Raw genomic sequence first — 20,904 nt, 5'->3', positions numbered from 1 at the left:
AGCGTACGGGCGTGCGGGAGTTCACCGGACGCGCAGAAATGGCGCACAGAAATGGCGGTGCCCCCGGCCACTGGAACTCAAGCCCGGCCGGGGGCACCGCCGTACGTACCGAGGTCAGGCGGGAACCGGGACGGGCACCTTCTGCTCCTGCGCGTCACGCACGTCCCCACGCGGGTCGGCGTGCGAGTCGTAGTCGTCGATCGGCGACGACGAGGCGGAGTTGTACGCGTCGTGGTCGAGGATCTTCTCGCGGGCCGCGACGATGACGGGGACCAGGGCCTGGCCTGCGACGTTGGTCGCGGTGCGCATCATGTCGAGGATCGGGTCGATGGCCATCAGCAGGCCCACGCCCTCCAGCGGGAGACCGAGGGTGGAGAGGGTCAGGGTCAGCATGACCGTGGCGCCGGTCAGGCCGGCGGTGGCCGCCGAGCCGATGACGGAGACGAACGCGATCAGCAGGTAGTCCTGGATGCCGAGTTGCACATCGAAGATCTGCGCAATGAAGATCGCGGCGAGCGCCGGGTAGATCGCGGCGCAGCCGTCCATCTTGGTCGTCGCACCGAAGGGCACGGCGAAGGACGCGTACTCCTTGGGCACGCCGAGGCGCTCGGTGACCCGCTGGGTGACGGGCATGGTGCCGACCGAGGAACGCGAGACGAACGCCAGCTGGATGGCCGGCCAGGCGCCCTTGAAGAACTGGAGCGGGCTGACCTTGGCGACCGTCGCGAGCAGCAGCGGGTAGACGCCGAACATGACCAGGGCGCAGCCGATGTAGACGTCGGCGGTGAAGGTCGCGTACTTGCTGATCAGGTCCCAGCCGTAGTCGGCGATGGCGAAGCCGATGAGGCCGATGGTGCCGATCGGCGCGAGGCGGATGACCCACCACAGGGCCTTCTGGAGCAGTTCGAGCACGGAGGCGCTGAGCTTGAGGATCGGCTCGGCCTTCTCGCCGAGCTGGAGGGCCGCGATGCCGGCCACGGCGGCCATGAAGACGATCTGGAGCACGTTCAGTTCGGTGAACGGCGTGATGACGTCCGTGGGCACGATGCCGGTCAGGAAGTCGATCCAGGAGCCGGAGCCCTCGGGCTTCGCGCCGTCCTTCGGCGTCAGGCCGGTACCGGCGCCCGGGTTGGTCAGCAGGCCGATCGCGATGCCGATGGCGACCGCGATCAGCGACGTGATCATGAACCAGAGCAGCGTACGGGTGGCCAGCCGGGCGGCGTTGTTGACCTTACGCAGGTTGGTGATCGACACCAGGATGGCGAAGAACACCAGCGGCGCGACGGCCAGTTTCAGCAGCTGGATGAAGATGCCGCCGACCTGCTCCAGCGTGGTCTTCAGCCAGCTGATGTCCTGGCTGCGGGCGAGCCAGCCGAACAGGACGCCGAGCACCAGACCGGTGATGATCTGCGCCCAGAAGGGGAACTTGTCGGTTATTCGGAAGCGAGGCTTCTTCGAGTTGCCGAGCGGATCGGACTTCTCGGGCGCGGTCGCGGAGTTCGCGGACACGGACACACTCCGTTGATTACGTACGGGTGCCGTACGGGGATGCGGGACGGGGGGTGCGGCGGCCGTGAGCTGCACGGGGGAGCTGGGCGTCGCCGCTGCGCGATGTCGCTTCTGGGTCAGATGTGGCGGCGACAGACCGCGGACATGCAGCGGCAGAGATCGACATGCAGGCGCGCCACGAGCGGAACGCTCATGGCAATGCGAGGCGCGGCTGCTGTCTTCATAGCGAACACGTTAACACTTGTACTTTGAGAACATCAAAGGACTGCTTTGGGTACGAACCCGCCGAACCGCGCCCGCGACCGGGCAAAACGACAACGCCCCAGTCCCGGAGCGGGTGCTCCGGGACTGGGGCGTCGTGGGATGTGACGAACCTTACGCAGCCCTTACGGGACTGAGCCCTGTCGCGGCCCTACTGCGTGAGCCCGTCTTCCTGGCTGCGGTTGGAGTCGAGGCGGGCCTTCGTGTGGTCCACGCGCTCGACGATCTTCGCGGACATCACGTCGCGCTGCTTGCGCAGCAGGACGAAGCTGAGCGGCGCGGAGACGACGATCGCGAGCATCAGCACCCACAGCAGGTTGGATTCGCCGAGACCGGCCGGGAGCACCCGGAAGTACACCAGGGCCCAGATCACGAAGAAGCAGCCGACGAACACGCCGAGGCGCATCGCGGTGTAGCGAATCGTTGCGTGCTTGCTGCTCACGGGGGGACCTTCTTCTCAACGACAACCGAAAGGGTCACCACCAGTCAAGCACAGGCCCCCGGACGATCACCCGAGGGGCTGGAGCATCACGATGTCGTCGCGGTCGTCGCCGGGCGCCACCCGGATCGCGCCGGGCACCCGCCCGACCTCCTTGTAGCCGCAGGACCCGTAGAAACGGTCGACGCCGGTGCCACCGCGGCAGGTCAGCCGGATCGCTTCGATCCCGTCGAAGGTCCTGGCCGCGTCGGCGGTGGCCGCCATCAGGTCACGGCCGTAGCCCCTGCCCTGGTGGCTCGGGTGCACCATCACTGTGTAGAGCCAGAGCCAGTGGGTCATCAGCCGATGCGTGTTGTACGTGAGGAAGGCCGCGGCGGCGACGGCGCCCTCCTCGTCGTACCCGACAAGCAGCCGGGTGCGCCCCTCGGCCATCGCGACGAAGTGCCTGACCAGCTCGGGGCGGACCTGGTCCACGCTCACCGGCGGTACGAACCCCACGGCGCCGCCCGCGTTGCTGACATCGGCCCAGAGGGCGAGTAGGCCGTCACGAAGGGCGGCGTCGACCGGCGGATCCAGCGAAAAGGTAAGGGCCATAGCTCAAGGGTAAGCATTACCTCGGGCCGACCTCAACCCGTGTCCAGCACGCGAGAAGCCCCGGCGCGATCCCACGCGCCGGGGCCTGCGAACCAGCCGGGCGACGTCAGACGCGCATCGCCTGCGGCGACTCGCGGCGGGCCGCGTCCGGGCCCGGGTACTCGCGGATGATCTCGTACTTGGTGTTGCGCTCGACCGGGCGGAACCCGGCGTCGCGGATCAGCTCAAGGAGGTCCTCGCGGCCCAGCTTGTTCGGCGTGCCGTAGTTGTCCGCGTCGTGCGTGATCTTGTACTCGACGACCGAGCCGTCCATGTCGTCGGCGCCGTGCTGCAGCGCGAGCTGCGAGGTCTGGACACCGTGCATCGGCCAGAACACCTTGACGTGCGCGATGTTGTCGAACAGCAGACGCGAGACCGCGAAGGTCTTGAGCGCGTCGGCGCCGCTCGCCATCGTCGTCCGCGCCTGGAGCTTGTTGCGGATCTTGCCGTCCTTCATGTCCTCGAAGTCGTGCTGGTAGCGCAGCGGGATGAAGACCTGGAACCCGTTGGTCTCGTCCTGGAGCTCACGCAGCCGCAGCACGTGGTCCACGCGGTGGCGCGGCTCCTCGATGTGCCCGTACAGCATCGTCACCGGGGTCTTGAGACCCTTCTCGTGCGCGAGGCGGTGGATGCGCGACCAGTCTTCCCAGTGGGTGTTGTGGTCCACGATGTGCTGGCGGACCTCCCAGTCGAAGATCTCCGCGCCGCCACCGGTGAGCGACTCCAGACCGGCCTCGATCAGCTCGTCGAGGATCTCGGAGGCGGAAAGCCCCGAGATCGTCTCGAAGTGGTGGATCTCGGTGGCCGTGAACGCCTTGAGGGCGACCTGCGGGAGGGCTTCCTTCAGGGCGCTCAGCGAGCGCGGGTAATAGCGCCAAGGAAGCGTCGGGTGCAGCCCGTTGACGATGTGCAGCTCGGTGAGGTTCTCGTTCTCCATCGCCTTCGCGAGGCGGACGGCCTCCTCGATGCGCATCGTGTACGCGTCCTTCTCGCCCGGCTTGCGCTGGAACGAGCAGTACGCGCACGACGCGGTGCACACGTTCGTCATGTTGAGGTGACGGTTGATGTTGAAGTGGACGACGTCGCCGTTCTTGCGCGTACGCACCTCATGGGCCAGCCCGCCGAGCCAGGCCAGGTCGTCCGACTCGTAGAGGGCGATGCCGTCCTCACGGGTGAGCCGCTCACCGGCCCGGACCTTCTGCTCCAGCTCGCGCTTGAGCCCCACATCTTGAATAGACGCAGTCATCAGGCCGCCTCCCCATAGTCTCCGTACAACACAAACCCGCGATCAAACCCTCACCACGGTACGCCTAGCCCTGCTCGGGCAGTTCCCCGACCCGGTTCTCCCACTTGGTGGAGAGCACGATGGTGGTCCGGGTGCGGGAGACCCCGCGGGTGCCGGACAGCCTGCGGATGGTCTTCTCCAGGTCGTCCACGTCACCGACCCTGACCTTGAGCATGTACGAGTCGTCGCCCGCGATGAACCAGGCGTCCTCGATCTCGGCGAGATCCTTCAGCCTGTGCGCCACGTCCTCGTGGTCGGCCGCGTCCGAGAGCGAGATGCCGATCAGGGCCGTGACCCCCAGGCCCAGCGACTTGGAGTCGACCGTCGCGCGGTAGCCGGTGATGACTCCCGCCGTCTCCAGCCGGTTGATGCGGTCGGTGACGCTCGGCCCGGAGAGCCCGACGAGCCGGCCGAGCTCGGCGTACGAGGCCCTGCCGTTCTCTCTGAGGGCCTGGATGAGCTGCCTATCCACGGCGTCCATATGCCTGAAGCCTTCCATTATTCAGCGATCACGCGAGTTTACGTACAGAATCTAAGGCACACAGGGTCGACACCCTGCGAATCTTTCAGACGATCAAGACGATCAAGACGATCGCAGTCAAAACTTCAGGAGTGATCCCACCGTGTACACGCTTGAGATGGCCTACGCCCACATGCGCTCGCTGCAGGAGCTGGCCGACCGCTCGCGTGCCCACCAGCTCGCAGCCGCGCACCGCGCCGACAAGGCCCGCACCGCGCGCGGCAGCAAGAAGAAGCGCTAGCCGTCCCTGGAGCCACCGAGCTTCCCTTCCCAGCGGCGGTACAGGCTGTGCGGCACACCGGCCGCGTCCAGTACCCGCCCCGCGACGAAGTCCACCAGATCCTGGATGTGCGTCGCACCCGCGTAGAACGCCGGGGAGGCGGGCAGCACCACGGCGCCCGCCTCGTCGAGCGTCACCAGATGCCTGAGCGTCTGCCCGTTCAGCGGCGTCTCGCGCACGGCGACCACCAGCTTGCGGCGCTCCTTGAGGGTCACGCTCGCCACCCGTTGCAGCAGGTCCTTCGAGAGCCCCAGCGCCACCCCGGCCACGCTCGCCGTGGACGCCGGGACGATGAGCATCCCCTTGACCGGGTACGAACCCGATGAAGGGCCGGCGGCCAGATCCCCGGCCGCCCAGTACCGTACGTCGCGCACATCGGCCGTGAACGTGTCCGGCTTGCCGTCCGCGCCCCGCGCCAGCCAGGCCCGCAGATCGTCCTGCCAGTGCGCGTCGCGGAACGCGATGCCCGTCTCATCGAGCAAGGTCAGCCGCGAGGCCCGGCTGACCACCAGGTCCACGCTTTCGCCCGCGTCCAGCAGGCCACGCAGCACGGCGGCGGCGTACGGCGTTCCCGACGCACCGGAAACACCGACGACCCACGGCCGTCGCGGCGACTGCTGAGTGTGTACAAGTCCTGGCTCCACGTGCCCGACCCTATCCGGGCGCCCGGGGCCCGGCCCGAGTCAGGTGCCCCGGACAGGAACCGAGCCGGGTGCCCCGCACGTTCCACAGGACAGAACCACACGCGAAGCCAGGGGGCCACCATGCAGGGAACCACCCTTCTACACAGCAGGGCCGACCGGGCGAAGGCCGCTGCGGCGCTGATGCTCGGCTGGGTCGCGCTGCTGTGGGCCCTCGAAGCGCTCGACGCGGCCACCGGGGCGCTCGACACGTTCGGTCTTAGCCCGCGCGAGGCCGGCGAGCTGCGCGACGTACTCCCGATGGCGTTCCTGCACCACGGCTTCGACCACGTCGCTTCGAACAGCGTCCCGCTGCTGATCCTCGGCTTCCTCGCCGCGCTCAGCGGGGTGCGCAGGTTCGTCACCGTCGCCTTCACGATCATGCTCGTCGGCGGTCTGGGCGTCTGGCTCACGGCCCCCGACCACTCCAACACCGCGGGCGCGTCCGGCGTTGTCTTCGGCCTGTTCGGCTATCTGCTGGTCCGCGGCTTCGTCGACCGCAAGCCGGTCGACATCGCCGTCGGAGTCGCGGTCGCCGCTGTCTACGGCTCGCTGCTGTGGGGCGTGCTCCCCACCAACCCGGCCATCAGCTGGCAGGGCCATCTGTTCGGGCTCATAGGCGGGGTGCTCGCCGCGTTCCTGTTCCGGCGGCGAGCACAGCGCATGTCCCTGCCGCCGCTCAACCAATGAGCCGCGTGATGCTCAGACCGTGAGGCCGCGCACCAGCAGATCGAACAGCGCGCACACGAACAGGGCAATCCCGATGAAGCCGTTGACCTGGAAGAACGCCCGGTTGAGCCGGGACAGGTCATGGGGCTTGACCACGGTGTGCTCGTAGAGGAAGGCCGCGACCACGATCACCAGGCCGGTCCAGAAGAACGCGCCGGCGTCGGTGGCCAGCGCGTACCAGACCAGCAGGAGCGTCGTCACCGCGTGGCAGGCGCGCGCGCCGTACAGCGCGGCGGGGATGCCGAAGCGCGCCGGGACCGACTTCACGCCGTGCGCGCGGTCCGCCTGGACGTCCTGGCTGCCGAAGATCAGGTCGAAGCCGCCGATCCAGATGCCGACCGCGAGCCCGAGGATCGCCGCGTCCCAGGACAACTCGCCGGTGATCGCGATCCAGGCGCCGACCGGGCCCATGGCCTGGGCGATGCCGAGGATCGCGTGCGGGAAGTTGGTGAAGCGCTTCCCGTACGGATAGATCACCATCGGGACGACGGCGACCGGAGCGAGAGCCAGGCAGAGCGGGTTGAGCAGGGCCGCGGCGCCGAGGAAGACCACGACGGCGACGAGCGCGCCGGTCCACGCCGACCGCACCGACACCACGCCGGTGACCAACTCACGGTTGGCGGTGCGGGGGTTACGGGCGTCGAGCTCGCGGTCGATGATGCGGTTGCACGCCATCGCGAACGTACGCAGCCCGACCATCGCGACGGTGACGAGCAGCAGCTTGCCCCAGTGGATGTTCTGGTCCAGCTGGAACATCGCGGTGAGCGCGGCGATGTAGGCGAAGGGCAGCGCGAAGACCGAGTGCTCGATCATCACGAGACGCAGAAAGGCCTGGGTCCGGCCCGGCTGCGGGAGGGCGGCTGCGGCGGCGGAGGTCACAGCCCGTACTCCTTCCAGCGGCGGTCGACCTTGGCCGCCGTCGCCGGGTCCGACTCGACCATGTTCGGCCAGCCGCCGTCCCGTACGTAGCCCTCTTCGGGCAGCTTCTTCGTCGCGTCGACGCCCGCCTTGCCGCCCCAGAACTGCTGGTACGACGCGTGGTCGAGATGGTCGACCGGGCCCTCGGTGACGACGAGGTCGCGCGAGTAGTCGACGTTCCCGAAGGCCCGCCACGCCACCTCGTGGTAGTTGTGCACGTCGCAGTCGGAGTCGACCACGACGATCAGCTTCTCCAGGGACAGCATGTGCGCGCCCCAGATCGCCGACATCACCTTCTGTGCGTGCTTCGGGTACTTCTTGTCGATCGACACGATGATGCAGTTGTGGAAGCCGCCCGCCTCAGGCAGGTGGTAGTCCACGATGTCCGGCACGATCACCTTGAGCAGCGGCAGGAAGAACCGCTCCGTCGCCCGGCCCAGCGGCCCGTCCTCGGTCGGCGGGCGGCCGACGACGATCGACTGGAGCAGCGGGCGCCGCCGCATCGTGATCGTGTCGATCGTCAGCGCCGGGAAGTCCTCCTGCGGCGTGTAGAAACCGGTGTGGTCGCCGAACGGCCCCTCGGGAAGCATGTTCCCGGGCTCAAGCCACCCCTCAAGGACGACCTCCGCGTGCGCGGGGACCTGGAGCGGGACGGTCTTGCAGTCGACCATCTCGACGCGCTTGCCCTGGAGGAAGCCGGCGAAGAGGTACTCGTCGATGTCCCCGGGCAGCGGCGCGGTCGACGCGTACGTCACGGCGGGCGGCGCGCCGAAGGCGATGGCGACCGGCAGCCGTTCACCGCGCCGCGCGGCCACCTGGTAGTGGTTGCGGCTGTCCTTGTGGATCTGCCAGTGCATGCCGATGGTGCGCTTGTCGTGGCGCTGGAGCCGGTACAGGCCGAGGTTGCGCACACCCGACTCGGGGTCCTTGGTGTGCGTCAGGCCGAGGTTGAAGAAGGAGCCGCCGTCCTCGGGCCAGGTGAAGAGCGCGGGCAGCTTGTCGAGGTCCACGTCGTCGCCGGTCAGGACGACTTCCTGGACGGGCGCGGCGTCCGACTTCACCTTCTTGGGCGGTACGTGCGCCATCGTGCCGAGCTTCCCGAAGGCCTCCCGGACTCCCATGAAGCCCTGCGGCAGCTCGGGCTTCAGCAGCCCGCCGATCTTGTCGCTGATCTCGTCGTACGACTTCAGGCCGAGCGACTTCAGCAGTCGGCGGTCGGTCCCGAAGACGTTCATCGCCAGGGGCATCGACGAGCCCTTGACGTTCTCGAAGAGGAGCGCCGGGCCGCCCGCCTTGTTCACCCGGTCGACGATCTCCCCGACTTCCAGGTGCGGGTCGACTTCGGCCTTGATGCGCAGGAGGTCGCCCTCGCGCTCCAGCGCCCGGAGCAGGGAGCGAAGATCGTCGTAAGCCATGCGATCCAGTATCCGGTACGCACTACGCTGGCCACGTCACCGGGGCCGCGCACGGTCCCCGCGGTCCGTGTTCTGGGGGCTTGTCTTCATGCTCAGGTATCTGCCGTTCCTGCTTGTTCTGGCGCTGTGGATCTACGCCTTCATCGACTGCCTCAACACCCCGGAGAAAGAGGTCCGCCATCTGCCGAAGGTGGTGTGGGTGATCATCGTGCTGCTCTTCGGCGAGGTGCTGATCGGCCCGGTCGCGTGGCTCGTGGTGGGCAAGGTGCGCGGTGGCCCGCGCGGCGGTTCGGCGGGGTCCGGCGGACTGCGCGGCGGACGGCCGAAGTGGACCGCGCCCGACGACAACCCGGAGTTCCTGGCGTCGCTGCGGGACGACAACAAGGCCGCGAAGGCCGACAAGGCCGACGAGAAGAAGGACGCGCCCTCGCCCGAGGCCACGGAGGCCCGGGAGGCGGACCTGCGCCGCCGCGAGGAGGAGCTCAAGCGCCGCGAGAGCGGCAACGGCCCCGGCACGGGCCCCGACGACGCAGCGCCGCCGAAGGCCTGACACCGGCGTACGGGTCAGGAAACTTCAGCGGGTCAGGAGCTGCCCCAGCCGTTCGAGCAGGGGCAGCAGCGCTGTGTGCTCCCCCGGGGTGAGCGCCTCCAGGGCCGCGTGCACGGTCCGCATCTCGGCGCGGATGCGCAGCGCCAGCTCGGTGCCCGCCGGCGTACGGCTGGCGACCTTGCTGCGGCGGTCGCCGGGGGCCGGGTCGCGGCGGACGAGGCCGCGGGTCTCCATGCGGGCGATGAGCCCGGTGGCGTTGGACGCGTCGCACACCAGATGGTCCGCGAGGGCCCGCATCGGCATGGGCTCGTTCAGCGCGACAAGGGCGCGGGTCTGGGCTGTACTGAGGCCGTGACGGATGGCCACGGCGGTCAGGTCTTCAGCCACCGCAAGGCGGTGCTGGACAAGCCGCTCGGCTGACGCACAGTGGACCCCATGGACCAGGCACAAGCACGCGCATGGCTGGCGACCGCCGTGGCGGAGGCCAGGACCGGCCTCGCCGAGGGCGGTGTCCCCATCGGCGCCGCCCTGTACGGCGCGGACGGCACGCTCCTGGGGCGCGGCCACAACCGCCGCGTCCAGGACGGCGACCCGTCCATGCACGCGGAGACGGCGGCGTTCCGCGCGGCCGGGCGGCAGCGCTCGTACCGGGGCACGACGATGGTGACCACGCTCTCCCCCTGCTGGTACTGCAGCGGCCTGGTACGGCAGTTCGGGATCTCGCGGGTCGTGATCGGCGAGTCGCGGACCTTCCGGGGCGGGCACGACTGGCTGGCGGAACACGGCGTGGAGATCGTGCAGCTCGACGACCCCGGGTGCGTCACCCTGATGCGCGACTTCATCAGGGACCACCCGGAGCTGTGGAACGAGGACATCGGGGACATCGGGGATAGCAGGGATAGCGGGGATAGCGGGGACGACTGAAGCCGACCAAACCGGGCCGAACCCGCCCACACCCGCGCGCCCGCAGTTCCGCTCTCCTGACAATTGACGATCCGTCCGGCAATCCCCGCCGCATATCAACACCCTGTCGATATCATCATGTTGGCGCTGTGGCAGGACATGTCGGGTGGCACGGGGGGTGCTGTGGAACGGCAGCTGTACGGACGCGAGGCGATATTCGGACAGGACGGTCTTGCCGCACGCCTGACCGGCCTCGCTCCGGCCGGCTACGCCAAGGTCGCCTACGAGCACGGCGACGACCCGCCCGTGGTGGTACTGACCGGCGGGCGCGGCATGGGCAAGACCGCCGTGCTCAAGCAGCTCCGCCACGTCTACCGGCCCGGCACGCCCGTCGCCTTCCTCGACTGCGGGACCGTCGTGCCGCCCGCCGACCACGGCCCCGGCTGGACAGCCGTCACCGGAGCCCTGACCGAGTTGGCCATCCAGCTCGCGCCCAAGGTGCCGGCGGGGAAGGCGGTGCAGTTCCCACGGCTCGCCCTCGGCCTGGTGGCCGTCGCAAGCACCGGCTGGACCAGCGACGACGACGAGCAGGCGCGGCGCGACCTGCTGCGCCTCGGCCCGGTCCTCGCCACCGTCAACGAGAAGAAGGGCTCGGCGCCGGGCTGGGTCACCGAACTGCTCACGACGCTCGCCGGACTCGTCCTGGAGGGGGCGGCGCCGGTCGTCGGCATCGTCGCCGAGAAGACCGTCGAAACCGTGGTGTCCGAGCTGTACGGCTGGGCGCAGAAGCGCACGACAGCCTGGTACGGCTCGTACCCGAACGCCGGGGACAGCGACACCCGCGGACTGCGCCTGCTCGCCGTGGACTTCGAGCGCGGCGGCGAACTGCGCGCCCGCGCCGAGGCCCACCTGGTGTCCGCGCTGATCGCCGACCTGTCGCACGCCTACCGGGGCCTGTGGGGCAGCGGCGCCCGCCGGGGCCGCCCGCTGATCCTCCTCGACAACGCCCATCTCCGGCTCGGCCGGGCCCTCGTGGAGCCGATACTCCGCCGACGCAGCGGCAGCGGCGACCGCGATCAGGTCGTCGTCTTCGCCACGTCGCGGATGCGCGGCCACGAGGGACTGCGGCACGCCAACCGCCTCCGGCTGCCGGAGGTCGCGCACCTCGCGCCGTGTCCGCGCGGCACCGACGTCACATCCGGCATCCTCGCCGTCGAGCTCACCCCGCTCAGCCCCGCGCACGTACGTGCGGCCTTCGACCGGTACGAACCCTCCCGTCGTACGCCCTCGGGGCTGGCCCGCGGGGTGCACCGGCTGACCGGCGGGCGTCCGCTGGGCGCCGTACTGCTCGCACAGGCGGCCGGTGAGGCCCGAGAGCCGGCGTCGCTGGTGCCCGGCGCGCTCTTCGACCACACCGTCGAGCTGCGCGAGGACCAGCCACCGGTACCGGTCGCCACGGAGCTGCTCGACCGGCTGCTGCCGCCCGAGCTGCGCCGCGACACCCTGGCCGTGCTCGCCGCCGCGCACGGCGAGGACTCCGCGCGGCTGCTCGCCAGGACCCGGCTGCGCGGCGAGTCGTACGACGGTGATGTCGCCCTGCACGTAAGGGACTTACTCCTTGCCGAGGACTGGCCGGTGGGGCCCGGCCACTTCATCGCCGACCCGCTGCTGCGCGCCCTGCTGCTGCACCGGCTGCGGTTCCACGACGGCGACCATCCGTCGTACGCGGTGTGGCGGGCGGTGCACGAGACGCTGCACTCCACGTACGGCGAGCAGCACCCCTCGTTCCGCCTCCACCAGGAGCTGGTCCTCGGCCGGGCCGAGGACTGCGTGACCCATCTGCGGGAGACGTTCCCCGCGGCGGAGGTGCTCAGCTGGCTCGGCCGGCTCCGCTTCATCGCCTCCGCACCCCACCCCCGCGAGCGCCCCGGCACGGGCCCCGACCCGCGACGGGCGGCGGCCCTGGGCCAGGAGGCCCCACCGACACTGCCCTCGGACCTCAGCCACGACGAGGCAGAACTGCATCTGCGGCTCCGCCGCCTGCTGCACGCCGTATGGCTGCTCTCCGATCCGCTGGCTCTCCCGGACGACGAAGTGATCGACAAGATGGCGTACGAACTACGGCAGTTGTCCGGACAGCACCTGACGGGCAACAGCGTGCTGTGGGACGCCGCCACCCACTGGCCGAAGGACATCAGGGCCTGGCGGGCCCCGAGTATGCCGCCCGGCCGAGCAGAGGGGGACTCCGGTGCCTAACCGGTTGCGTTACCACATCTGGTACTCCACCAGGCAGCGGATCACGACCTCCGTGCTGGTGGCCGTGCTGCTCACCGGCGGCACCCTGATAGCCATCGACCAGGCCAACGACCCCGAGGACCGCTCGTGCGCACCGGGCGTGGAGCGGCCGGCCGGCAGCGAAGAGTGCGTCGGCGTATCCAGCAACGGATACGACTTCTCCGTACCGGAGTTGAAGGAAGTAGTCCAAGCGATCGACCGCGAGAACGACACCCTCGAGAAGGACTCGTACGCGACGGTGGCGCTGATGCTGCCGTTCACGTCCACCGACATGGGCAAGCGGACCAAGATCCTGCACGAGATGCAGGGGGCGTACCTCCAGCAGTACCGGGCCAACCACGAGTCCAACGGGGAGCTGCCCAAGATCCGTCTCGTTCTCGCCAACACCGGTAAGAACGACGCTCATTGGGCGCCCGTCGTGGAGCGTCTCGGCAACATGACGGACGCGCCCGACCGGCTCCGCGCGGTGTCCGGCGTGGCCACCAGCAGCACTCAGATCAAGGAGGCGGTGGCGGAGCTGACCGCGCGCAAGGGCATCGCGGTCGTCGGCACCACCATCACGGCGGACGACATCGCCAACGGCGCGAAAGGCAAGGACCCCTATCCGGGCCTGGCGCGGGTCTCACCGACCAACCGCGACGAGGCGCGCGCACTGGCCCACTTCGGCAAGGTCCGGCCCGACAAAGCACTCCTGGTGCAGGACACCGTCACCGGAGACCGCTACACGGACACGCTCAAGACGGCGTTCGCGGACCTGCTCAAGGGCGCGCCCTACGAGCCCCAGCTGTTCACGTCCCCCGACGACCCGACCGAGGAAGGCACCACGCCCAACACCTTCCGCCAGATCACCCACCTCATCTGCGACACCAGCGCCGATACGGTGTACTTCGCCGGACGCCACACACAACTGCGCCAGTTCATCAACGCGTTGGGCGCCCGCGGCTGTCGGGACCGCGCGTTCACGGTGCTCACCGGAGACGAGGGCTCGTATCTGGGCGGCGACAGGAAGCTGAACAGAGCCGCACTCAGCTCCACTTCGAAGGTGACCGTCCGCTACGCGGCGCTCGCCCACCCCGGCGCGTGGGCGGACGCTTCGAAAGCTCCCAAGACGGGCGGCTCCCCGGCGGCGTACAAGAGCTTCACGGATCTGCTCGCGCGCGCGGAAAAGCCCGGCGGGATCGGCCCGATCGGCGCCACGTCACTCAACGACGGTCAGGCGATCGTCGCGTACGACGCGCTGGCCCTGGCCGTACACGGCATCAGGCAGGCGAAGGGCGCTGGGGAAAAGCTCGTACCGGAACCGGCGGAGGTGGCCGACCAGTGGACGCGCGTGAAGGGCTCGCTGCGGGTCGAGGGCGCGAGCGGCTGGATCTGCCTGGACAACCACGGAAATCCGCACAACAAGGCGGTGCCGGTGGTGGAGCTGGCGCGCGACGGGTCGCAACGCTTTGTGGAAGTGGCCTGGCCGGAGGGCAAGGCGCCGTCGAAGACGTGCCTGCCGCCGGGTGGTGGGGCGGGGTCCTGACGCCGGGGGCGGTGGGGCGCGGTGGGGTCTGCGCGGGAACGGGCGGCGCGGGCCCCCATGCCGGGCTGAGAGGTGTCCGCTCCCGTGCGGACATCCCGTGCGGGACACCCCTCAGCGGCACAGTGGAATGCGGGTCGGCGGGCGCGGGTGGCCTCGGGGGCGGTCAGTTGCCCGCGATCGGTTTCACAGCTGCGGTGGGACCGGCCGGCCGAGAAACGCGGCAAGCTGATCGATGGCCGGAGCGGTCGCCTCGACAGGTTGCGGCTCGGCGAATCGTCCCGTTCGGGACTGAGTGGAGAGTTGGACCTGAACGAACGCCAGGGCCTGCGCGGCAAGGTCTTCGGACAGCCGGGCAGGGATTCCGGTGGCCTGGGCGAGGTCCCATCCGTGAACGAGCAGATCGTACAGGCGGATCTGCAACCGCTCGGCGCCCGTGGCACTCCCCAAAGGTCCGCGATAACTCCGCTCGAGCACCCCGGGACGGGAGAAAGCGGCCTGCAGCGAAGCGCTGGAGGACCGGTGGGCTCCGGCCGGGTCATCACCGAGGCGGTCTGCTCCGCGCTCGGGCATCGGGCCACCCTCGATCATGGCTGCAAACACCAGGTCCATGCCGACCAGGTGGTTGACCACCTCGCGCACGTCCCATTCCGTGCACGGCGTCGGCGCCTTCCACTGCTCGGGACGGACCTCGGCGATCAGGTCGCCGACGGCTTCGCACGCACGTACGAGATCTTCAACAGAAACGGTAGTCATCCGGGGAGACTATGGCGTCATCTGCCAGGCTTCCCACGGGTTTTGCGTCGGCGCGGAGAAGCTCTGTCGAACCGGGCGACCGCGCGATCGCTCAGCGCGATGAGCGGCACCTTTCGCAGGCACCTCCTCCGCCCACCAGAATCAGCGACGACGAACCCACCGCACTTCCGAGCACGCCTGCAGAAGACGCCGTGGGTCCCGGTGAAAGTCCCTCAGTCACGCTGAGCCCACGGCGGACGTGCCGTTGAGAACTTCGGACGCCTTGGCTGCGTCAGTCAACGCGCGCTCGGGCCCACTTTCTGTGGTCGCGTACGGACAGCCCCGGTGGATCTTTGCGGGCCGGCTGTGCGCGGGTTCGTGGCTCGGGGCCTTCGGCGTGAGGATCTACCTCTTGGGGCGGGCAGGGCGAAGTCGGCGCGCACGAGGACCTTGGCCGGCGCTCCCCCCCTGGCCCGGAGCCCCGAAGCGCACCCTGATCCCGCCTGAGCGTCCGCCCTGAGGAATCATTGAGGCCTCTCGGGGATTCGTCACCCGGTGCGGCTTCGCACCTGGCGTAGACAGATGTGTCGGCAAACTCTCAGCCAGGTCAGGCGGATGCTCCAGCTCTTCGATCACTCGCAGTGGCCCGACTCGACGCCAGCACGGGGGTTGGCGCCGAAATTTTTGCGACCTCGGTGTAACGCAGCACTGCTGGCCGGACACATACATGACGGAGGGCAGATGGACTCGATGAATGAAGGGCAACGGTATACAGCGATGTACCGACGCCACTACGACGCGATCGAAACGTACGTAGCCAGACGGGCGCAACCAGGGAGCGTAACCGATGTCGTCGCGGACGTATTTCTTACCGCGTGGCGCCGTTTTCACGAGCTTCCCGCAGACCGTCAACTGCCGTGGTTGTACGGAGTAGCCCGCCGCACTCTGGCCAACGACCGCCGTTCGCAACAGCGCCGCAGCAGCCTCTCGGAACTTCTGGCGGCGCAGCCTGCAGTCGCTCTGGACGGGCACGCCGATGACGTGATAGCCGCGGCTGATTTTGCCCGAGCATTCGACGAGCTGAACCTTAACGATCAGGAGGTTCTGAGGCTTACGGTCTGGGAGAACCTTGAGCCGGCTGAAGTCGCGAAGGTACTGAATTGCGGGACTGCAGCTGCACGAGTTCGACTGCACCGGGCCAGGAAGCGATTTGCCAAGCTTTTGTTTGTTTCTGATAGCAGGCCGGTAAATTCTGTCAGGGAGGATACGAATGCGTGAGGCCGATAAACTTCTCCGTTCCTTTGACCCGGGTCGCACTATGAAGCGTGATAGCCCATCGGAGAAAGACGCACTCCTAGAGCGGATCTTGATGACACCGCAACAGAATCCGCCAGGCGCACGTCGCGGACGTAGAAATCTGTTCATTGCCGTCACTACCGCAGCCTGCGTAGTTGCTGTCGGTATTGGCCTGCTAGATTCACCTGTTCAACAGTCGGCTTACGCGGCGACGCCGCCTCCGTTGAAGGTCGTTTCGCAAGCTCCGGTGCCGGCCGCAACGGTGTTGGAGCGAATTGCCCGCCAGGTAGAGCACGTGCGGGAGGCTGCACCTGCCGGTGGCAAGGAGCGTTTCGTACAAGAGACCTGGTCGCTTGAGACTCGCATCGGCGGACAGCAGATCACGTCGGCGGTGGTTCCTGAGCGCCGCGAAACCACCAAAGATGCCGAGGGAAACCTCGCCTGGTCAGTGCGTGCAAAGAAGCCGGAGTTCCAGGACGATGAGCAGCGCGAAGCCTGGGAGAGTCAGTGGGCGGAGGTTGACGAGCCCACACAGGTCAGCGGCAGCGAGAAAGCATCGGGCGAGCCCCCATCCGGCCTGAACCAGATGCGGGAGTGGCTGATGCAGCGCTCCCCGGCAGACACCGCAGGTTTCATCTCTGAGTCGCTGATCGAGAAATCAATGACCAATCACTTTGCCCCAAAGCAACGCGCAGCAGTGTTGCGGGTGCTGGCAGAGAGGAAGGGGCTGGCCTACAGCGGCACCGCGGTTGACCGGGAAGGCAGGCCGGGAGTTGCGTTTACAATTGCATCATCGAGCACCGGGCTTCCAGCCAAGCACACCATCGTCATCGACGAAGACTCAGGGAAGCTACTTTCGTACGAGAAGATGCTGACCGGGAACCCTGGACAACTGAAGGTGAAAACCCCCGCAGTGATCAATTACGTCAGCTTCCTGCAGGGATGACTATGGTGTAGGTGTGCGTCGAGATTTTCGCTCCGCGCACACCTACACGGACCGCCTATTTAGAGACCGGTCCTGAAGCAATCAGCCTGGTTATCCACGTTCGCAGCAACCTGGGCATCCTTCGTGTGCTCGGACTCAATCCACAGCGATTTCAGGCACGAGGTGTCGTCTCCGGTCTTCTTACGACCCCAGACATAAATCGGCATGCCTCCCTTGTTTGACCAGGAAGACGTCGTGTTTGTGAAGTCATACGCGGAGAAGTACCATCCCCCCGGCTTTCCCTCATTCCAAGCCAGTCGCCGTCCGCCAAAATTCTTGTACTGATAGAAGCAGTACCAGTCGTTTCCGAAGGTCTCGGTGGGGCAGTTGTCGGCAGCGGCCAGGCCTACGCCAGACTTGACCGCTTTGTTCAGCTTGCTGCTCGAAACTCCGGAAATCTTCGCCTGAAGTGCAACCGCAGCTGGACTGGCCGGCGGGGCAACTTCCTCACCCGGCAGCGGGAAGGTCATCGTGACCTTCCCGCCTTCCCAGGCGATCTCATTTCGACTGATCTGGGCGCCGCCCTCAGTCTTCGCCAGAACGCTGTCGATCTCTTGCTGCAGTTGGTCTGGTTCGACTGCCTGCGCCTGCGTCAGCATGGTCAAACTCAGGGCCAACGCGCCAGTGACGGCGACACTCTTCCCGAACTTCACGCATCCCCCTCAAGTGGCGCACAGATGTGCACAGTTCGTGATCATAGTCTGACGCAACGACAGCTGTGCACATTTGTTCTAAAAGCTGCTGCACCTGAGGCCTACCTGGCGTTCAGCGGGCCGGTTGACGTACGCGGCCACAGGAGGCGGTCCGGAACCCGCACTCAGGCACATAGCCAGGCACCCCGACCGGTCCACTTCAGCGCGGCCTCCCCCGGCCGACGTACCCACCGAGGAACTCATGTCGCGGGTCTACTTCTATGAGCGCGAGGCGCACACCACGGTGGCACCGATCCCGGCTCCGGATGGGTTGGTGGCGCACGAACCGGTCGGCTCGCACAACTACCTGCGCGCCAAACTCGACGCGATCACGGTTGATCCTTAGCCGCCAGCGCCTGCTACTTCAGCGTGGTGAAGCGGTCGACGGTATCCAAGTCGCACTATGAGCCCGCCAGTTCGCACCACAGCGTCTTGCTGCTTGGGCCCTGCTCCACGCCCCAGCGCAGTGCGACCGCATCCAGGAGGGCCAGGCCGCGCCCGGATTCGTCGTGGTCGGCCGCCTGTCGGAGTACGGGCCAGACTCGCGGGTCCGGGTCGGTGACCGCCACTCGGGTGTGGTGAGCGGCGGTGCGGGTGATGCTCACCGTGACGGGGATGCCCTCGCCCAGGTGCTGGATCACGTTGCTGAGCAGTTCGCTGACGCAGAGCTGTACGTCGGGGCACGGTTCGCCCACGTGCAGGCGAAGGGCGTGGCGCAGCTGCGGAACGGCGATGGGGAACGCGAGCAGTCGGAGCTCGAAGGGGTACGGATTCACCTGGCCGCCGCCTTGAGCAGAGCCTCGGTCAGCTTGCGGGCGGTGGTCGTGTTGCAGGCGCCGAGGCTGATGAGGTCGGCGTGGGGTGGCGGGTAGCTGCCCGCGAAGGTCACCGGGTCGATGCCGAGCGAGGGCAGCGTAATGCCGTTCGCTTCTAGGGCCTGTTGCGAAAGTGCTGGTCACAGCCACTCATTGATGGCTGCGACGAGGATGGTGGCTTCGTAGCGGACGGCGAGTTTGTCGTATCTCGTGGCGACGGCCCGGTGACGTTTGAGGCGGTTGATCCCGCACTCGACTGCGTGGCGTTCGCGGTAGTCGGCCTTGTCGAACTTCGGCGGTCGGCCGCCACGGGAACCAAGCTTCCTGCGGTTGCGGATCTGGTCCTTCTTCTCCGGGATCGTGCAGCGGATCCCGCGTCTGCGCAGGTAGGCGCGATTCTTCCGGGAGCCGTACGCCTTGTCGGCGCGGACTTTGGCGGGGCCGTTTGCGGGGGACGCCCCAGCCCCTTGCGGGGTACCCGGATGCGCTCAAGTACCGGTTCGAACTGCGGGGAATCGCCGCGCTGCCCGGCCGTGATCACGATGGACATGGGTTTTTGCCCCCTGCTCGACCGCGAGGTGAATCTTGGTGGTCAGCCCCACCGCGTGAGCGCCCGAGCCCGTGGTCGTCCGGCTCGGTCTCGACACCTCCGGGCGGCTCCTTCTGGAGATCCCCCTTTTCACCGCACCGGCGGCGTGCTGATGGGGCTCGGCACACCGTTGAGTCGACACTCACATCCCAGGTGATCAGGTCCTTCGCGTCGGCCTGGGCCTGCAGTTCGGTGAAGATCCGCTTCCAGGTGCCGTCCCGCTGCCAGCGCCGGAACAGATCGTAGACCCGGTCCCACGGCCCGTACCGCTCGGGCACATCCCGCCACGGCGTGCCGGCCCGGGTCCGCCACCGTATGCCGTTGATCAGCTGCCGCCTGGGCCATATCGGCGGTCGGCCGGACTTACTGCCCTTCGGCAAGAGCGGTTCCAGCCGTACCCACTGTTCGTCTGTCAGATCTCCACGCGCCACACCGTGATCGTTTCACAGTCAAGATCCACTTTCGCAACAGGCCCTAGCGCGGTGCGGAGTTGTTCCGCACAGTCGCGTACGTCGTCGGTCATGGGGGGAGTACCTTCCGTGTGCTCTATGTGACGAATCGGTCACACCTTGACGCGGGACGACGTACCGTAAAAGAGGTTTGGGCTCCCGATGGTGAACTGCGATTCCGAGGATCGGAGTTGGACTCTTCGCGGGAAGTGTCGGGGCCTGTCCGGACATAGCTGTGGAATCAGCGGCACGGTATGGCACGGCCGCACGCATCAATGGCGGTGGGCTCATGACACGACGTAAAGAAATCGACGGCTCGGCGGGCGTCCCCACGTTCTACGGCAAGGAATTGCGGTGGAAGCGGGAGGAGGCTGGGCTCACGCAACAGCAGCTGGTCGAGGGGAGCTTCTACGGGCACAGCCACCTAAGCGAGATCGAGCGCGGTGAGCGGCGGATGCCGCACGATCTGGCCGTGCACGTCGACAAGGTCCTGAAGACCGACGGGTTCTTTGCGCGGCGCTGCGAGGACGTACGGAAGGCGCGCAAGGCCGGTCACGCGGAATACTTTGCTGACGTCCTGGAACAGGAGCAACGCGCCCAGGAGATCGAGGAGTGGGGCCCGGCATTGATCCCGGGGCCACTCCAGTTGGAGCCGTACATTCGGGCGGTTGTCCAAGCCTCGTTCCCCATGGGGACTGACGAAGAGGCCGCAGCCAAGGTCAAGGCACGTAGAGACCGGGCGTGGCTCTTCGAGGACGCGCAAGGACCCGAGTCCTGGGTCGTGTTGCACGAGTCGATCCTGCACCAACCACTCGTCACTGACGACGAGATGGCCGAGCAGCTCGCCCACATCGCTGCCGTAGCCCGGAAGCGCCGATTCATTCCACAGATCCTTCCGTGGAATACCGGAGCGCACCCCTTCATGATGGGTACGACAAGGCTCATGACCTTCGGTGATGCCCCGCCGCTCATGTACACCGAAGGCATGTACAACGGTCAAGTCATCGACGACCCGGGAGTCGTGAAGCAGTACATGAAGGCCTACGATCGGCTCAGGGCCGCCGCACTACCGCCGGAGGCTTCCCTGTCCCTGATCGAGAGTGCGGCCGAGGACTACCGAAATGGCAAGTATGCACGGCGACTTGAGCGCCGCCCTCTGGCGGAAGAGCAGCCATAGCAACGGTGACGGCGGCCACTGCGTCGAGGTCGCCCACGGCCTCCCCGGCACAGTCCCCGTCCGGGACTCCAAGGTCCCCCAAGGCCCCGCGCTCGTGCTGCCCGCCCGCGCCTGGGGCCGCTTCATCGGCGCCGTGAAGAACGACTTCATCGCTCCCTGACACCTGCCCCCTGACACCCGCAGGGTCCTGAGCCCGTCGCCCGGTCGAGTGCACTCGTGGCCCGGGG

At 67.7% G+C, this 20,904-nt stretch carries 25 protein-coding genes; 11 read left to right on the top strand and 14 right to left on the bottom strand.

What is annotated here, in order from left to right:
- Positions 1 to 114: 114 nt before the first annotated feature.
- From ABCR94_RS36280 to ABCR94_RS36260, 5 genes are all read right to left on the bottom strand, one after another.
- The gene (locus tag ABCR94_RS36280; RefSeq protein ID WP_347125499.1) at positions 115 to 1,509 is read right to left on the bottom strand and encodes a dicarboxylate/amino acid:cation symporter; all 1,395 of its coding nucleotides are present in this window, start codon (positions 1,507 to 1,509) and stop codon (positions 115 to 117) included.
- A gap of 412 nt (positions 1,510 to 1,921) precedes the next feature.
- On the bottom strand, positions 1,922 to 2,176 hold the full coding sequence (locus ABCR94_RS36275) for a DUF4229 domain-containing protein (protein ID WP_521978636.1): 255 nt from the start codon (positions 2,174 to 2,176) through the stop codon (positions 1,922 to 1,924).
- A gap of 102 nt (positions 2,177 to 2,278) precedes the next feature.
- The gene (locus tag ABCR94_RS36270; RefSeq protein ID WP_347125495.1) at positions 2,279 to 2,803 is read right to left on the bottom strand and encodes a GNAT family N-acetyltransferase; all 525 of its coding nucleotides are present in this window, start codon (positions 2,801 to 2,803) and stop codon (positions 2,279 to 2,281) included.
- A gap of 106 nt (positions 2,804 to 2,909) precedes the next feature.
- The gene (mqnE, locus tag ABCR94_RS36265; RefSeq protein ID WP_347125493.1) at positions 2,910 to 4,088 is read right to left on the bottom strand and encodes an aminofutalosine synthase MqnE; all 1,179 of its coding nucleotides are present in this window, start codon (positions 4,086 to 4,088) and stop codon (positions 2,910 to 2,912) included.
- A 64-nt stretch (positions 4,089 to 4,152) separates the two neighbouring features.
- Positions 4,153 to 4,608, bottom strand: a complete 456-nt coding sequence (locus ABCR94_RS36260; RefSeq protein WP_347125491.1) for an Lrp/AsnC family transcriptional regulator — start codon at positions 4,606 to 4,608, stop codon at positions 4,153 to 4,155.
- Positions 4,609 to 4,750: 142 nt separating this feature from the next.
- Here ABCR94_RS36260 and ABCR94_RS36255 point away from each other — a divergent pair, with 142 nt between their 5' ends.
- A complete protein-coding gene (locus tag ABCR94_RS36255; protein ID WP_347125489.1) occupies positions 4,751 to 4,888 on the top strand; it encodes a hypothetical protein in 138 nt (45 codons plus the stop codon).
- Here the strand turns inward: ABCR94_RS36255 and ABCR94_RS36250 are convergent.
- The gene (locus ABCR94_RS36250) at positions 4,885 to 5,571 is read right to left on the bottom strand and encodes a UbiX family flavin prenyltransferase (protein WP_347125487.1); all 687 of its coding nucleotides are present in this window, start codon (positions 5,569 to 5,571) and stop codon (positions 4,885 to 4,887) included. The genes ABCR94_RS36255 and ABCR94_RS36250 overlap by 4 nt on opposite strands.
- 120 nt (positions 5,572 to 5,691) lie before the next feature.
- Here ABCR94_RS36250 and ABCR94_RS36245 point away from each other — a divergent pair, with 120 nt between their 5' ends.
- The gene (locus ABCR94_RS36245; RefSeq protein ID WP_347125485.1) at positions 5,692 to 6,297 is read left to right on the top strand and encodes a rhomboid family intramembrane serine protease; all 606 of its coding nucleotides are present in this window, start codon (positions 5,692 to 5,694) and stop codon (positions 6,295 to 6,297) included.
- 12 nt (positions 6,298 to 6,309) lie between these two features.
- Here ABCR94_RS36245 and mqnP read toward each other — a convergent pair whose 3' ends face one another.
- Together mqnP and ABCR94_RS36235 are read right to left on the bottom strand one after the other, a co-directional pair.
- On the bottom strand, positions 6,310 to 7,215 hold the full coding sequence (mqnP, locus tag ABCR94_RS36240) for a menaquinone biosynthesis prenyltransferase MqnP (protein ID WP_347125482.1): 906 nt from the start codon (positions 7,213 to 7,215) through the stop codon (positions 6,310 to 6,312).
- Positions 7,212 to 8,669 carry a menaquinone biosynthesis decarboxylase gene (locus ABCR94_RS36235; RefSeq protein WP_347125480.1) on the bottom strand — a complete coding sequence of 486 codons (1,458 nt, stop codon included), beginning with the start codon at positions 8,667 to 8,669 and terminating at the stop codon, positions 7,212 to 7,214. The genes mqnP and ABCR94_RS36235 overlap by 4 nt, the downstream gene beginning before the upstream one ends.
- Positions 8,670 to 8,757: 88 nt before the next feature.
- Between ABCR94_RS36235 and ABCR94_RS36230 the strand changes: the two genes are divergently transcribed.
- A complete protein-coding gene (locus tag ABCR94_RS36230; protein WP_347125544.1) occupies positions 8,758 to 9,219 on the top strand; it encodes a PLD nuclease N-terminal domain-containing protein in 462 nt (153 codons plus the stop codon).
- Between the two features lie 24 nt (positions 9,220 to 9,243).
- On the opposite strand, the gene ABCR94_RS36225 is transcribed toward ABCR94_RS36230, so the two are convergent.
- Positions 9,244 to 9,606 carry a MarR family winged helix-turn-helix transcriptional regulator gene (locus ABCR94_RS36225; RefSeq protein WP_347125478.1) on the bottom strand — a complete coding sequence of 121 codons (363 nt, stop codon included), beginning with the start codon at positions 9,604 to 9,606 and terminating at the stop codon, positions 9,244 to 9,246.
- Between the two features lie 48 nt (positions 9,607 to 9,654).
- Between ABCR94_RS36225 and ABCR94_RS36220 the strand changes: the two genes are divergently transcribed.
- From ABCR94_RS36220 to ABCR94_RS36210, 3 genes are all read left to right on the top strand, one after another.
- The gene (locus ABCR94_RS36220) at positions 9,655 to 10,143 is read left to right on the top strand and encodes a nucleoside deaminase (RefSeq protein ID WP_347125476.1); all 489 of its coding nucleotides are present in this window, start codon (positions 9,655 to 9,657) and stop codon (positions 10,141 to 10,143) included.
- A 162-nt stretch (positions 10,144 to 10,305) separates the two neighbouring features.
- A complete protein-coding gene (locus ABCR94_RS36215) occupies positions 10,306 to 12,378 on the top strand; it encodes a hypothetical protein (RefSeq protein WP_347125474.1) in 2,073 nt (690 codons plus the stop codon).
- Positions 12,371 to 13,942, top strand: a complete 1,572-nt coding sequence (locus tag ABCR94_RS36210) for an ABC transporter substrate-binding protein (RefSeq protein ID WP_347125472.1) — start codon at positions 12,371 to 12,373, stop codon at positions 13,940 to 13,942. The genes ABCR94_RS36215 and ABCR94_RS36210 overlap by 8 nt, the downstream gene beginning before the upstream one ends.
- Positions 13,943 to 14,125: 183 nt before the next feature.
- On the opposite strand, the gene ABCR94_RS36205 is transcribed toward ABCR94_RS36210, so the two are convergent.
- Positions 14,126 to 14,695: a TIGR03086 family metal-binding protein gene (locus tag ABCR94_RS36205; protein ID WP_347125470.1), complete on the bottom strand. Its 570-nt coding sequence runs from the start codon at positions 14,693 to 14,695 to the stop codon at positions 14,126 to 14,128.
- Between the two features lie 720 nt (positions 14,696 to 15,415).
- Between ABCR94_RS36205 and ABCR94_RS36200 the strand changes: the two genes are divergently transcribed.
- Both ABCR94_RS36200 and ABCR94_RS36195 read left to right on the top strand, forming a co-directional pair.
- On the top strand, positions 15,416 to 15,952 hold the full coding sequence (locus ABCR94_RS36200) for an RNA polymerase sigma factor (protein WP_347125468.1): 537 nt from the start codon (positions 15,416 to 15,418) through the stop codon (positions 15,950 to 15,952).
- Positions 15,945 to 16,916 carry a hypothetical protein gene (locus tag ABCR94_RS36195; protein ID WP_347125466.1) on the top strand — a complete coding sequence of 324 codons (972 nt, stop codon included), beginning with the start codon at positions 15,945 to 15,947 and terminating at the stop codon, positions 16,914 to 16,916. Before ABCR94_RS36200 ends, ABCR94_RS36195 begins: the two co-directional genes overlap by 8 nt.
- A 59-nt stretch (positions 16,917 to 16,975) precedes the next feature.
- On the opposite strand, the gene ABCR94_RS36190 is transcribed toward ABCR94_RS36195, so the two are convergent.
- Entirely contained in the window at positions 16,976 to 17,608 is a 633-nt protein-coding gene (locus ABCR94_RS36190; RefSeq protein WP_347125464.1) for a peptidase inhibitor family I36 protein, read from the bottom strand.
- Between the two features lie 241 nt (positions 17,609 to 17,849).
- On the opposite strand from ABCR94_RS36190, the gene ABCR94_RS36185 reads away from it, so the two are divergent.
- Positions 17,850 to 17,993, top strand: coding sequence for a hypothetical protein (locus ABCR94_RS36185; RefSeq protein WP_521978611.1), 144 nt, complete (start codon positions 17,850 to 17,852; stop codon positions 17,991 to 17,993).
- 55 nt (positions 17,994 to 18,048) lie between these two features.
- On the opposite strand, the gene ABCR94_RS36180 is transcribed toward ABCR94_RS36185, so the two are convergent.
- The 3 genes from ABCR94_RS36180 to ABCR94_RS36170 all read right to left on the bottom strand — a co-directional run bounded on the left by ABCR94_RS36180 (position 18,049) and on the right by ABCR94_RS36170 (position 19,482).
- Complete coding sequence (locus ABCR94_RS36180) at positions 18,049 to 18,423, bottom strand: ATP-binding protein (protein WP_347125462.1); 375 nt, start codon at positions 18,421 to 18,423, stop codon at positions 18,049 to 18,051.
- Positions 18,424 to 18,602: 179 nt separating this feature from the next.
- On the bottom strand, positions 18,603 to 18,848 hold the full coding sequence (locus ABCR94_RS39325; protein WP_521978633.1) for a hypothetical protein: 246 nt from the start codon (positions 18,846 to 18,848) through the stop codon (positions 18,603 to 18,605).
- Positions 18,849 to 18,999: 151 nt separating this feature from the next.
- Positions 19,000 to 19,482, bottom strand: coding sequence for an IS5 family transposase (locus ABCR94_RS36170; RefSeq protein WP_521978609.1), 483 nt, complete (start codon positions 19,480 to 19,482; stop codon positions 19,000 to 19,002).
- A gap of 307 nt (positions 19,483 to 19,789) precedes the next feature.
- Here ABCR94_RS36170 and ABCR94_RS36165 point away from each other — a divergent pair, with 307 nt between their 5' ends.
- Positions 19,790 to 20,677, top strand: a complete 888-nt coding sequence (locus tag ABCR94_RS36165; RefSeq protein ID WP_347125460.1) for a helix-turn-helix domain-containing protein — start codon at positions 19,790 to 19,792, stop codon at positions 20,675 to 20,677.
- Positions 20,643 to 20,837: a DUF397 domain-containing protein gene (locus ABCR94_RS36160; protein ID WP_521978607.1), complete on the top strand. Its 195-nt coding sequence runs from the start codon at positions 20,643 to 20,645 to the stop codon at positions 20,835 to 20,837. The genes ABCR94_RS36165 and ABCR94_RS36160 overlap by 35 nt, the downstream gene beginning before the upstream one ends.
- The last annotated feature ends 67 nt before the right edge of the window (positions 20,838 to 20,904 follow it).

The organism is Streptomyces changchenzhani (assembly GCF_039766235.1).
In the GTDB taxonomy this organism is placed as follows: domain Bacteria; phylum Actinomycetota; class Actinomycetes; order Streptomycetales; family Streptomycetaceae; genus Streptomyces.
This window is presented reverse-complemented; position numbering and strand designations above follow the sequence as displayed.